12 protein-coding genes are annotated in these 11,908 nt (G+C 70.3%); 9 read left to right on the top strand and 3 right to left on the bottom strand.

Annotated elements, in window-relative coordinates; translation table 11 throughout:
* The first annotated feature begins 140 nt into the window (after positions 1–140).
* From VPH61_RS13805 to mnhG, 9 genes are all read left to right on the top strand, one after another.
* Entirely contained in the window at positions 141–1,427 is a 1,287-nt protein-coding gene (locus VPH61_RS13805) for a sensor histidine kinase (protein ID WP_332064077.1), read from the top strand.
* The gene (locus VPH61_RS13800; protein WP_332064076.1) at positions 1,424–2,050 is read left to right on the top strand and encodes a response regulator transcription factor; all 627 of its coding nucleotides are present in this window, start codon (positions 1,424–1,426) and stop codon (positions 2,048–2,050) included. The genes VPH61_RS13805 and VPH61_RS13800 overlap by 4 nt, the downstream gene beginning before the upstream one ends.
* A 23-nt stretch (positions 2,051–2,073) precedes the next feature.
* Positions 2,074–2,493 carry an SMI1/KNR4 family protein gene (locus VPH61_RS13795; RefSeq protein ID WP_332064075.1) on the top strand — a complete coding sequence of 140 codons (420 nt, stop codon included), beginning with the start codon at positions 2,074–2,076 and terminating at the stop codon, positions 2,491–2,493.
* Between the two features lie 267 nt (positions 2,494–2,760).
* Entirely contained in the window at positions 2,761–5,853 is a 3,093-nt protein-coding gene (locus VPH61_RS13790) for a Na+/H+ antiporter subunit A (RefSeq protein ID WP_332064074.1), read from the top strand.
* On the top strand, positions 5,850–6,407 hold the full coding sequence (locus VPH61_RS13785) for an NADH-quinone oxidoreductase subunit K (protein WP_332064073.1): 558 nt from the start codon (positions 5,850–5,852) through the stop codon (positions 6,405–6,407). Before VPH61_RS13790 ends, VPH61_RS13785 begins: the two co-directional genes overlap by 4 nt.
* Positions 6,404–7,984, top strand: a complete 1,581-nt coding sequence (locus VPH61_RS13780; protein ID WP_332064072.1) for a Na+/H+ antiporter subunit D — start codon at positions 6,404–6,406, stop codon at positions 7,982–7,984. Before VPH61_RS13785 ends, VPH61_RS13780 begins: the two co-directional genes overlap by 4 nt.
* Complete coding sequence (locus VPH61_RS13775) at positions 7,981–8,607, top strand: Na+/H+ antiporter subunit E (protein WP_332064071.1); 627 nt, start codon at positions 7,981–7,983, stop codon at positions 8,605–8,607. The genes VPH61_RS13780 and VPH61_RS13775 overlap by 4 nt, the downstream gene beginning before the upstream one ends.
* On the top strand, positions 8,604–8,876 hold the full coding sequence (locus VPH61_RS13770; protein WP_332064070.1) for a monovalent cation/H+ antiporter complex subunit F: 273 nt from the start codon (positions 8,604–8,606) through the stop codon (positions 8,874–8,876). The genes VPH61_RS13775 and VPH61_RS13770 overlap by 4 nt, the downstream gene beginning before the upstream one ends.
* Positions 8,873–9,220: a monovalent cation/H(+) antiporter subunit G gene (gene mnhG, locus VPH61_RS13765; protein ID WP_332064069.1), complete on the top strand. Its 348-nt coding sequence runs from the start codon at positions 8,873–8,875 to the stop codon at positions 9,218–9,220. Before VPH61_RS13770 ends, mnhG begins: the two co-directional genes overlap by 4 nt.
* A 138-nt stretch (positions 9,221–9,358) precedes the next feature.
* On the opposite strand, the gene VPH61_RS13760 is transcribed toward mnhG, so the two are convergent.
* From VPH61_RS13760 to paaD, 3 genes are read right to left on the bottom strand one after another with little or no spacing between them, the layout of a single operon-like run.
* Positions 9,359–10,144: an enoyl-CoA hydratase/isomerase family protein gene (locus VPH61_RS13760; RefSeq protein ID WP_332064068.1), complete on the bottom strand. Its 786-nt coding sequence runs from the start codon at positions 10,142–10,144 to the stop codon at positions 9,359–9,361.
* Between the two features lie 49 nt (positions 10,145–10,193).
* Positions 10,194–11,381 (bottom strand): 1,2-phenylacetyl-CoA epoxidase subunit PaaE, encoded by a 1,188-nt coding sequence (gene paaE, locus VPH61_RS13755; RefSeq protein WP_332064067.1) that lies wholly within the window; start codon positions 11,379–11,381, stop codon positions 10,194–10,196.
* Positions 11,381–11,908, bottom strand: coding sequence for a 1,2-phenylacetyl-CoA epoxidase subunit PaaD (paaD, locus tag VPH61_RS13750; protein ID WP_332064113.1), 528 nt, complete (start codon positions 11,906–11,908; stop codon positions 11,381–11,383). The genes paaE and paaD overlap by 1 nt, the downstream gene beginning before the upstream one ends.

Below are 11,908 nucleotides of genomic sequence, written 5' to 3'. Positions count from 1 at the left end.
TCCCTTCTCTGCGTGCCGATTCCGGCGTGCTCATCCAGACTCCCGCCGCACCGCAGGTGCCGGCGTCGGGAGATCGGCTGCCATCGGATAGCCGATCGGATGATGCCGGGGGTGAGGCCGGGTGCCTAGGCTGGGCGATCATGTCCGTTTCCGAGCGCACCGCCCCCGAGATCAGCGGAGTCCGCGGCATCCTCGCGCCCGTCGCCCGGCTCGACCGCTGGCTGGCGCTCGTCTTCATCGTGCTCGTCGTCACCTCGGCCGTGCGATACCTCGAGCGCCACGGCCTCGGCGCCGACGGCGTGCTCGTGCTCATCGGCGCAGCGCTGCTCACGGCGGCCTACTCGCTCCGGCCGCTCCTGCCGACGCGATCGTGGTGGCCGACCGCCTGGGTCGTCACCGTCACCGTGCTCTGGGCGCTGCTGACACTCGCGGCCCCCTCCTTCGCATGGTGCGCCGTGCCGCTCGGGTTCGCGGTGCTGCAGGTGCTGCCGTTCCGCGGCGCGGTGACCGTGGTCGTGCTCATGACGGCGCTCGTCACCGCCGCCGAACTGCGCATCGCCGACGGCGTCGACCCCACCGTGATCGCCGGTCCGATCGGCATCGCGCTCGTGACCGTGCTCGTCTACCGGGCGCTGCAGCGCGAGTCGGCGGCGCGGCAGGCCCTGCTCGACGAACTGACCGACGCGCAGCACGAGCTGCTGCAGGCGCAGCACCGGGCCGGTGCGCTCGCCGAACGCCAGCGGCTCTCGCGCGAGATCCACGACTCGGTCGGGCAGCGGCTCGCGAGCATCACGCTGCTGCTCGCGGCGACCGAGCAGGACTGGGACCGGCGCCCCGATCTCGCGCGCGATCACGTCGGCGTGGCCGCGGCGACGGCGCGTGACGGACTCGCCGAGGTGCGCCGGGTCGTGCACGGGCTTCCGCCCGTCGAGCTCGCCGACGACCCGTCGGGTGAGGCGCTTCCGTCGGCGCTGCAGCGACTCGTCGACGAGACCGCGGGCGCCGACGGAGCGGGCGTCGACGGCACCGGCCCCGGATCGGGTCCCGAGGTGAGCCTGTATGTGCACGGCGAGCCGGTACCTCTCGCAGCGGATGTCGCGGGCGCCCTGCTCCGCTCCGCCCGAGGCGCACTCGCGAACGCCGTCGAGCATTCCGGGGCCGGGAGGGTCGCCGTCACGCTCACCTTCCTCTCCGACGAGGTGCGGCTCGACGTGCGCGACGACGGCCGGGGATTCGACGTCACGACCGTGGGCGACACGACCGGCACCGCGGCATCCGACACCTCGCGACCCGGCCGTACCGGTCGCGGCCGAGGACTCCAGGGCATCGCCGACCGCGCCGCCGGTCTCGGCGGCCGGGCCTCCGTCGAGAGCGCGCCCGGCGACGGCACCACGGTCTCGGTCGAACTGCCGTTGGAGACCGAATGAGCGTGCGCGTCGTGCTCGTCGACGACCACCCCGTCGTTCGTGCCGGACTCTCGGCGCTCATCTCGGGCACCGACGACCTCGAGGTCGTCGGCGAGGCTCGCGACCTCGCGACGGCGCGCTCGATCGTCGCGGCGGTGCGGCCCGACGTCGTGCTGATGGATCTCGATCTCGGTGACGGCCCCGGCGGAGCGGCCGTCACCGCCGAGCTGCGAGCGCTCGACGACCCGCCGCGAGTGCTCGTGCTCACGACGTACGCCACCGAGGCCGACATCCTGCGCGCCCTCGACGCCGGCGCGAGCGGCTACCTGCTGAAGGATGCCCCGGCGCCCGAGCTGTTCGCCGGCATCCGCGCCACCGCCAGGGGTGAGACGGTGCTCGCACCCGCCGTCGCGGCCACGCTCGTGCGCCGCGCCGCCTCACCCGGCCCCGTCGTCACCGAACGCGAGGTCGCCGTGCTCGAACTCCTTGCACAGGGCCTCGGCAACCGCGAGATGGCGAAGGAGCTTTTCGTCTCGGAGGCGACGGTGAAGTCGCACCTCTCGCACATCTACACGAAGCTCGGCGTCGACACTCGGGCGGGCGCCGTCGCCGCCGCGATCGAGCGGCGCATCATCCGGCGCTGACGCTCGTGCGCCATGATGGTGCCATGCTCGTGGACGAGATCACCAACTGGGGCGAGGCCACTTTCAACCCACCGGCATCGCCAGATGCTCTCGGAGCATGCGAGTCCAGACTGGGCCACGTTCTCCCTGTCCAACTCCGGCAACTCCTGGCCGAGACCAACGGCATCGATGGCGAGTACGGGCTGGGCCTGCTTTGGAGCACGGACCGGATAGCCGACGACAACGCCCGTTTTCGGGACGATGATGACTTCAGAAACCTCTACATGCCACTCGCCGGACTCGTCTTCTTCGCTGACGCAGGCAACGGCGACCAATTCGCGGTTTTACTCAGCGGGGATCACGAAATCTACGTCTGGAATCACGAGGATGACAGCCGCATCTGGGTTGCACCGACGGTCATGCGCTACTTGGAGTACTGGATGACTGGAAGGCTGACGGTCTGAAGCACAGACGGTTCCTGCATGCGAAGAGCCCCTCGCTGCTATCGATTCGCAACCGGCCCGGAATCTTCGGAACTTTATTGAGCTTTATCGAGATCGCATAAATCTCGCGGCCTGCCGGTGTCGCGTCAACGCGCGACTACCGCCGCGCGCGTTGTCGCCGCCATCTTGGACCCCGCCCCTCGATTCCGCTCTCGGCATACGACACGCCTCGGGCGCGAAACCGCCTGCCGATAAACTGAGTGAACGGTGCGAGCGCGAGGAGGGTGAATGATCGCCAGCCTCGCTGCCTTCGCGGTCGCCGCGCTCGTCACGCCGCTGCTCACAAAGTGGCTCGGGCGTCGGGTGTTCGCCGTCATCGCGTTGCTGCCCGCCGCCGTCTTCGTGCTGCTGCTCACCTGGCTGCCCGGCGTCCTCGGCGGTACTCCCGTCGTCGAGATAGTCCCGTGGATCCCGACCCTCGACATCGCGCTGAGCTTCAGGGTCGACGCGCTCGCGCTGCTGCTCGCGCTCATCGTCACGGGCGTCGGCGCCCTTGTGCTGCTCTACTGCGTGCACTACTTCGACGACGACGAGCCGGCCCTCGGCCGCTTCGCGGCGCTCCTCCTCGCCTTCGCGGGCGTCATGTTCGGCCTCGTCACGGCCGACGACGTGTTCATCCTGTTCACGTTCTGGGAGGCGACGAGCGTGCTCTCGTACCTCCTCATCGGCCACTACACGGGCCGCAAAGAGAGTCGTGGTGCGGCGCTGCAGGCCCTCACGGTCACGACGTTCGGCGGGCTCGCGATGCTCGTCGGCCTCGTCATCCTGGCCGTCGACGGGGGCACCACGAGCCTCTCCGAGCTCATCGCGAATCCCGTCACGGGCGCGGCCGGCGAGTGGGCGATCGCCCTCGTGCTGATCGGCGCGATCTCCAAGAGCGCGCTCGTGCCGTTCCACTTCTGGCTGCCGGCGGCGATGGCCGCACCGACCCCTGTCAGCGCCTACCTGCACGCGGCCGCCATGGTGAAGGCGGGCGTCTACCTCGTCGCCCGACTCGCGCCCGGCTACGCGGAGCTCGAGGTGTGGCATCCGATCGTCATCGGACTCGGCGCCCTCACGATGCTCGTCGGCGGCTGGCGCGCCCTGCGCCAGTACGACATCAAGCTGCTGCTCGCGTACGGCACCGTGAGCCAACTCGGCTTCCTCGTCATGGTCACGGGTTTCGGCACCCGTGACGCGGCGCTCGCGGGCGTGGCCCTGCTGCTCGCGCACGCGCTCTTCAAGGCGGCGCTCTTCCTCGTCGTCGGCATCGTCGATCACGCCGCCGGCACCCGCGACTGGCGCAAGCTCTCGGGCGTCGGCCGCCGCATGCCGGTGATCGCGACCATCGCATTCGTCGCCGCCGCCTCGATGGCGGGCGTGCCGCCGCTCATCGGCTTCGTCGCGAAAGAAGCCGTGTTCACCGCCTTCCTCGACGCCGTCGCGGTCGGCGACTCGTGGGCGTGGGTCGCCCTCATCGGCGCCTTCGTCGGGTCGGTGCTCACGGTCGCGTATTCCGTGCGCTTCATCTGGGGCGCCTTCTTCTCGAAGCCGGATGTCGCGGACTGCCCGTTGCACGAACCCAGCCCGGCCATCGCGGTGGCTCCGGGGCTGCTCGCGGCGGCGAGCGTCGTCGCGGCATTCGCCATTCCGTTCATCGAGCCGCTGCTCACGGCCTACGCCGACGAACTCCCGGGCAGCCACGACTACCACCTCGCACTCTGGCATGGACTCGAACCGGCGCTCGCGATCTCGGCAGCGGTCTTCGCCCTCGGCGCCCTGCTCGTCTGGGGGCGCCAGCGGGTCGCGCGCCTGCAGGCCTCCGTCGCACCGGTGCTCGACTCGGCCCGCGGCTACCTCGGCATCGTCTCGGTCGTCGACCGGCTCGCGGCGACCGTCACGACGACCATCCAGTCGCGCGGCCTGCCCGGCTACCTTGCGATCATCGTCGTGGTCTTCATCGGCGGCCTCGGCTCGCTCTCGATCCTGAACACCTCGTGGCCGAGCGAGCTGCGCCTGTGGGACTACCCCGCCCAGCCGTTCCTCGCGTTCGTCATGGCGGTCGCCGCGATCGCCGCCGCCACGGTGCGCCAGCGCATGACGGCGGTGCTGCTCGTGAGCGTTACGGGCTACGGGCTCGTGCTGCTCTTCGGCATGTCGGGCGCCCCCGACCTCGCCCTCACCCAGGCGCTCGTCGAGACCATCGTGCTCGTCGTCTTCGTGCTCGTGCTGCGCCGCCTGCCCAAGCAGATCGCCCAGCGCAACCCGCCGGTGCACAAGCTGGCACGCGGCGTCATCGGCGCTCTCGCCGGCATCGTGATGGGCGTGCTCGGCCTCGTCGCGCTCGGCGCCCGCATCGAGCCGACGATCGCAGGCGGCCTTCCCGCCCTCGCGCTCGAGGCGCATGGCAAGAACATCGTCAACGTCATGCTCGTCGACCTCCGCGCGTGGGACACCCTCGGCGAGATCTCCGTGCTCGTCGCGGTCGCGACCGGCGTCGCGAGCCTCATCTTCGTGTCGGGTCGCACGGGCGGCGCCCCGAGACTCGACCACGTCGAGGGACTCGTCAACCGCCGCGACCGGTTGACACCCGTGCCCGAGCCCGCGTGGTCGATCCGCGCACCGCGCACGAGCCTCGCCGACACCGAGGGCGAGACGGATGCCGCGGGCGAGGCTGCCGAGACCCGGCAGACCTGGCTGCTGGCCGGCCGCACGATTTCCCCGCGCAACCGCTCGATCCTCATCGAGGTGCTCGTGCGCCTGCTCTTCCACCCCGCGATCATCGTCTCGGTCTTCCTCCTCTTCGTCGGGCACAACGCCCCGGGCGGCGGCTTCGCCGGCGGCCTGCTCGCGGGCCTCGCCCTCGTCGCCCGGTACCTCGCCGGCGGCCGCTACGAACTCGGCGAGGCGGCGCCCGTCGACGCAGGCCGCCTGCTCGGCACGGGCCTGCTGCTCGCGGCGGGCACCGCGGCCGGATCGCTGCTCTTCGGCGGGCCGGTCTTCGAGTCCGCGTGGTTCGAGACTGAAGTGCCGGTGCTCGGCACGATCTCGATCGGCACGTCGACGCTCTTCGACATCGGCGTCTACCTCGTGGTCGTCGGTCTCGTGCTCGACATCCTGCGCTCACTCGGCGGCGAGGTCGACCGCCAAGAGGAGCGGCAGACGTCCGACGAGGGTGACGGCGCGTTCACGACGGGCGACGGCGAGCACGGTGACGAGCGCGGCGGCACCCCCGGCGAAGGCGCGGAGTTCGCCGACGGCGACGAGTACTCGGGCGGCGCCCGCCTGCCGGGCGGCGCCCGCCGGCCCACCGCCGAGCGCACCGAGGAGGCCCGCTCGTGACCGCTTCTCTCACCCTCGTCGTGCTGATGGCCGTGCTCTTCGGTGCGGGCGTCTCGATCATGCTCGAGCGCAGCCTCACCCGGGTGCTCATCGGATTCCTGCTCGTCGGCAACGCCGTGAACATCCTCATCTACCTCATGAGCGGCGCACCGGGCCTCGCGCCCATCCTCGGCGAGGGCGTCGACCCCGATGCCATCTCCGACCCGCTCCCTCAGGCCTTCGTGCTCACGGCCATCGTCATCAACCTCGGCATCACAGCGTTCATGCTCGCGCTCATCTACCGCTCCTGGTGGCTCGCACAGCTCGGCCTGGAGGGCGACCTCGTCGACGACGCGGCGGAGATCGCCGAAGACGCCGAGGAGGCGGCCGACCTCATCCGCAGCTCGGCGGCCGATGACCAGGCCATTCAAGACCTCATCGACGCGAGCGATGAGGAGCCCGACGAAGACCTCGAAGAGGTGCTCGAGCTCGAGGCATCCGCTCGTGACGATCTCGAGACGCGTCCTCCTTCGTCGGGCGCTCCTCGATCAACGGACCCGGGGGGCAAGCAGTGACCGCCGTGCTCGTGCCCCTCGTCGTGCTGCTGCCCCTGCTCGGGGCGGCCACCGCACTGATCCTCGGCCGGCACCGCCGGGCGCAGATGGCCGTGAGCCTCGGCGTGCTCTCGGCGGTCACGGTGATCGCCGCCGTGCTGCTCGTCGCGGTCGACACCACCGGCCCGGCTGTCGTCTACGTCGGCGGGTGGGATGCCCCGTGGGGCATCACCCTCGTCGTCGACCGCCTGTCGGCGATCATGCTCGTCATCTCGGCGATCATGCTGCTCGTCGTGCTCGTGTACTCGGTCGGGCAGGGCATCGCCGACCAGCATCGCGAGACGCCCGTCTCGATCTTCCACCCGAGCTACCTGATCCTGTCGGCGGGCGTCTTCAACGCGTTCATCGCGGGCGACCTGTTCAACCTCTACGTCGGCTTCGAGATCCTGCTGTCGGCAAGCTACGTGCTGCTGACCCTCGGCGGCACGGGCGAGCGCATCCGCGCCGGTGTTACCTACATCATCGTGAGCCTCGTCTCCTCGCTGTTCTTCCTGAGCGCGATCGCCCTCATCTACGGCGCGACGGGCACGGTGAACATCGGACAGCTGTCAGTGCGTCTCGCCGAACTGCCCGCCGAGGTGCAGCTCATGCTCCACCTGCTGCTGCTCATCGCCTTCGGCATCAAGGCCGCGGTCTTCCCGCTCTCGTTCTGGCTGCCCGACTCGTACCCCACCGCGCCAGCACCGGTCACCGCGGTGTTCGCCGGATTGCTCACGAAGGTCGGCGTCTATGCGATCATCCGCACCGAGACGGTGATCTTCACCGAGAGCGACGTGACGGTGCTGCTCATGGTGATCGGCGGGCTCACGATGCTCATCGGCATCCTCGGCGCGCTCACCCAAGCCGACATCAAGCGACTGCTCTCGTTCACGCTCGTGAGCCACATCGGCTACATGATCTTCGGCATCGCGCTCGGCACGCAGCTCGGCTACACGGCGACGATCTACTACGTGGTGCACCACATCACGGTGCAGACGACCCTGTTCCTCACCACCGGACTCATCGAGCGATTCGGCGGCGCGACCTCGATCAACCGGCTCGCGGGCCTCCTGAAGGCCTCGCCGCTCCTCGGCGTGCTGTTCTTCATCCCCGCGCTGAACCTCGGCGGCATCCCGCCGTTCTCGGGCTTCCTCGGCAAGACAGGCCTCTTCGTCGCAGGCGGCGAGGAGGCGGCGGCCGATCCCGCGAACGCATGGCTCGTCTGGATCGTCATCGCCGCCGGCGCCATCACCTCGCTCATCACGCTCTACGCCCTCACCCGCTTCTGGAACATGGCGTTCTGGCGCGGGCGGCATGAGCTCGAGGGCTACGAGTCGGTGCTGCTCGGTTCGGTGCTCGAGGCCCCCGAGGGCGCCACGGTCACCGCGACCCGCACGACGCCGGTGCTCATGGTCGTCGCGACGAGCGCGCTCGTGATGCTCACGATCTGCCTCACGGTGTTCGCCGGCCCGCTCTTCGAGCTCACGGGTCGCGCCGCCGACGATCTGCTCGATGCCGGCGCCTACGTGTCCCTCGTCTTCCCCGGAGGCATCCGATGACGCATGCTGCAGCGGATGTCTCGCGCTGGCGTTCGGTCTGGCGCCAGTTGCCGCTCCTCGTCGCCCTCGTCCTCCTGTGGGTGTTCCTCTGGGACCAGGTCACCGTGCTCACGGTCGTCACCGGCATCCTGCTGGCGATCGGCGTGACCCGCGTGCTCTACCTGCCACCGGTGCTCCTGAGCGGCCGGTTCAACCCGTGGCGGGGTCTGCTGCTCGGCCTTCGCATGATGTTCGACGTCACACTCGCCTCACTGCAGGTCGCGTGGCTCGCGATGGACCCGCGTTGGAAGCCGCTGAACTCGATCATCGCGGTGCAACTGCTCACGCGCTCCGACCTCGTCACGACGCTGACCGCCGAGGCGATCTCGGTCGTGCCGGGCACCGTCGTCGTCGACATCGACCGCGAGCGGGGCCTGCTGTACCTGCACGCCCTCGACACCCGCACGGAGGCCGACATCGATCGGGTGCGCAGCGCCGTGCTCGGCACCGAGGAGCGCATCGTGCTCGCGATCGGCACTCACGCGCAGGCCGTCTCGGTGCGCGAGGCTCGTCGCGAACGCCGGTCGAGTAGCGCGGAGCGCGTATCGAGACCCAGCGGCTCATCGAAGGGATCGGCATCATGACCTTCCTCCAGATCGTCAGTCTGCTGGCCGGCCTGATGTTCGGCATCGGGGCTCTCGCGGCCGTCTACCGCATCATCCGCGGCCCGTCGATCCTCGACCGGGCCCTCGCGACCGACGTGCTGCTGGCCATCGCGATCTGCGCGCTCGGCGCAGAGATGGCGATCAACACGCACACCGACACCCTCGTGGTCATGCTCGTGCTCGCGATGTTCGCGGTCGTCGGCTCGATCTCGATCGCGCGGTTCATGGCGAAGCAGGATGCATCGTGAGCGCCGCCGAGATCGCCGTCGGACTCCTCATCCTGGTGAGCGGATTCCTCTCGATGGCTGCCGGCATCGGCATCGTGCGGTTCCCCGACGTGCTCACCCGGCTGCATGCCGCGACGAAGCCGCAGGTGCTGGGTCTCGCGACCGTGCTCGTCGCGATCGTCGTGCGGGTGCCGACGTGGGGCGTGCTCACGACGGTCGTACTCGTGATGACGTTCCAGCTGCTCACCCAGCCGATGACCGCGCACATGCTCGGCCGCTCGGCCTATCGCAGCGATCACGTGCGCCGCGATCTCCTCATCGAAGACGACCTCGACCGAGACATCGCCGAGCACGACCAGCATTGACGGCCGACGCGACCTCTGCGGGTTGAGGAGGCGCGCCAGCGCCGTCTCGAAACCCTCGCCAGGCGAGTCGGGGTTTCGAGACACTCGCTTCGCTCGCTCCTCAACCCACGGTCCGCTCGTTGCTCGATGCCCGGGGCGTCAGCCGCGCCCAGTGAAGACCGGCTTCCGCTTCTCCTGGAATGCGGCGAAGCCCTCGCGGTAGTCGGCGGTGTCGCAGAGCGCGGCCTGCGCCCGATTCTCCTCGGCCATCGACGCCCAGAGCCCGAGCCGATCGTCTCGGAGCGCGGCGACGAGCCGCTTCGAGGCGACGAAGGCTTGCGTGGCCCCGGATGCCGCGGCGCGGGCCGCGGAGCGGGTGGCATCCGTCACCTCGTCGGCGGGGAAGACCTGCGAGAACAGGCCCGCCGCGACCGCCTCGGCGCCCGACATGAGCCGGCCGGTGACGATGAGGTCCATGGTGCGGTGGGCGCCGAGACGCTCGACGAAGAGGGCGTGCCCGCCCGAGTCGAGCGTCGCCCCGAGGTTCGCGAACGGCGAGCCGACCTTCGCGGTGTCGGCGACGTAGACGATGTCGGAGGCGATGAGGAGGCCGAGGCCCACGCCCAGGCACGCGCCGTGCGCGACCGCGAACGTCGGAACCGGGATGCCGGCCATGCGCTGCAGGAGCGGCTCGACGAGGCCGCCGAGGTAGCCGAGCACGTCGTCCTCACGCGGATCGACGCCCGAGATGTCGCGCCCGGCGCAGAACGCGCGGCCCTCGCCGCGCAGCACGAGGGCACGGATGTCGCCGGCCTGCGCCATCCGCTCGGCCTCGGTGTAGGCGGTGGCGAGCACGCCGATCGCCGCCTCGCCCAATGCGTTGAGCTTGTCTGGGGCGTTCAGCACGACCTCGGCGACGCCGTCGGTCACGGTCAGATCGATCATGATGCTCCGTTCGCCGGGTCTTCGTCGACCCGTTCGCAGGGTATCGGCGTCAGATGTCGTAGTCGACGACGACCCGGTCGGACTTGGGGTGCGACTGGCACGTGAGCACGTAGCCGCGCTCGAGCTCGTCGGGTTCGAGGGCGTAGTTCTCGGTCATCGCGACGCTGCCCTCGATGACACGCGCGCGGCACGTGCCGCACACTCCCCCGGCGCACGCGAACGGCACGTCGGGCCGCACCCGCAGCGCGGCGTTCAGGATCGACTCGTTCGCGCTCACGGGGCTGTCGACGCTCGTCGACTGCCCATCGAGCGTGAACTCGATCGCGACCGTCGGCTCGCCGCGCTCGACGACGACGGGCCGTCCGTGGCGCGGCTCGACACGGTCGGCGTCGGTCGTGAAGAGCTCGTAGCGCACGTGCTTGACGGGCACCCCGCGCGCCTCGAGGGTGTCGCGGGCGAGCTGCACGAGCTCGAACGGACCGCAGAGGAACCACTCGTCGACGGTCTCGGGGCGAATGAGCACGTCGAGCATGCGTTCGAGCTTCTCGCCGTCGATGCGCCCCGACAGGAGCGGCGCCGTACGCTGCTCGCGCGAGAGCACGTGGTGCAGCGCGAGGCGCGACGGGTAGCGGTCCTTCAGCTCGGCGAGTTCCTCGAGGAACATCACGTCGAGCGTCGAGCGGTTCGTGTAGACGAGTTCGAACTCGGATGTCGCCGAGCGCGCCAGTACTGTATGGGCGAGCGCCATGAGCGGGGTGATGCCCGACCCGGCCGCGATGCCGACGATGTGCTTGCCGTCGAGGGCGTCGAGGCTCGAGGTGAAGGTGCCCTGCGGGCTCATCACGTCGAGGGTGTCTCCGGCGACGAGCTCGGTGTTCGCCCACGTCGAGAACTGCCCGCCGAGGTCGCGCTTGATCGCGACCGAGACGCTGCCGCGCACGGGCGGCCGGCAGATCGAGTAGCTGCGGCGCAGCTCGTGGCCGTCGAAGTCCTTGCGGAGCGCGACGTACTGGCCCGGCAGGTAGGTGTACTCGTCGGCGAGCTCGTCGGGCACGGCGAAGGTGACCTCGACGGCGTCGGCGGTGAGCGGGCGCACCTCGGCGACCTCGAGCGAATGGAAGCGCGCGCGGCGGCGCTTCGCAACGTGTTCGCCGCCGACGGTGCTCTGCAGGAACGCCGACGCGACCGCGGCATCGGGCGTCGGGGTCGCCGTCGACCCCAGGTTGCGGGCGGCCATCAGAGCACCTTGAAGTAGTCGAAGGGCTCGAGGCAGTCACGGCACTCGTAGAGGGCCTTGCACGACGTCGAGCCGAAGCGGGCGAGCTCGCGGGTGTTGAGCGAGTCGCAGCGCGGGCACTTCACGGCCAGCTGCACGCGCACCGGGCCCGCCGGGCGGGCGGCGGCGCTGCCCGTCGGCGCCTGGATGCCGTAGCGGCGCAGCTTCTCCTTGCCGGCCTCGCTCATCCAGTCGGTGGTCCACGCGGGAGCGAGCACGAGGTCGACCCGAACATCGTCGTAGCCCGCGTGCGTGAGCGCGAGCAGCACGTCGTCGCGCATGGCGTCGAGCGCGGGGCATCCGCTGTACGTGGGGGTCAACTGCACGCGAACGGCGCCGCCGTCGGCGACCTCGACGGAGCGCAGCACACCCAGGTCCTCGATCGTGAGCACCGGGATCTCGGGGTCGGTCACGGTCGCCGCGACCTCCCACGCGCGCGCGCCGGCGGGGTCGCTCGGCACGGGCCGGGCGACGGTCGCCTCGCGCAC

The sequence above is a fragment of the Agromyces sp. CCNWLW203 genome (assembly GCF_036576125.1).
In the GTDB taxonomy this organism is placed as follows: Bacteria; Actinomycetota; Actinomycetes; order Actinomycetales; family Microbacteriaceae; genus Agromyces.
This window is presented reverse-complemented; position numbering and strand designations above follow the sequence as displayed.

Bases quoted from the DNA above. Each gene is read 5' to 3' on its own strand.
- VPH61_RS13770 (WP_332064070.1), top strand. From the start codon at position 8,604: ATGACCTTCCTCCAGATCGTCAGTCTGCTGGCCGGCCTGATGTTCGGC.
- VPH61_RS13805 (WP_332064077.1), top strand. From the start codon at position 141: ATGTCCGTTTCCGAGCGCACCGCCCCCGAGATCAGCGGAGTCCGCGGC.
- VPH61_RS13800 (WP_332064076.1), top strand. From the start codon at position 1,424: ATGAGCGTGCGCGTCGTGCTCGTCGACGACCACCCCGTCGTTCGTGCC.
- VPH61_RS13760 (WP_332064068.1), bottom strand. From the start codon at position 10,144: ATGATCGATCTGACCGTGACCGACGGCGTCGCCGAGGTCGTGCTGAAC.
- VPH61_RS13790 (WP_332064074.1), top strand. From the start codon at position 2,761: ATGATCGCCAGCCTCGCTGCCTTCGCGGTCGCCGCGCTCGTCACGCCG.
- VPH61_RS13775 (WP_332064071.1), top strand. From the start codon at position 7,981: ATGACGCATGCTGCAGCGGATGTCTCGCGCTGGCGTTCGGTCTGGCGC.
- paaE (WP_332064067.1), bottom strand. From the start codon at position 11,381: ATGGCCGCCCGCAACCTGGGGTCGACGGCGACCCCGACGCCCGATGCC.
- VPH61_RS13795 (WP_332064075.1), top strand. From the start codon at position 2,074: ATGCTCGTGGACGAGATCACCAACTGGGGCGAGGCCACTTTCAACCCA.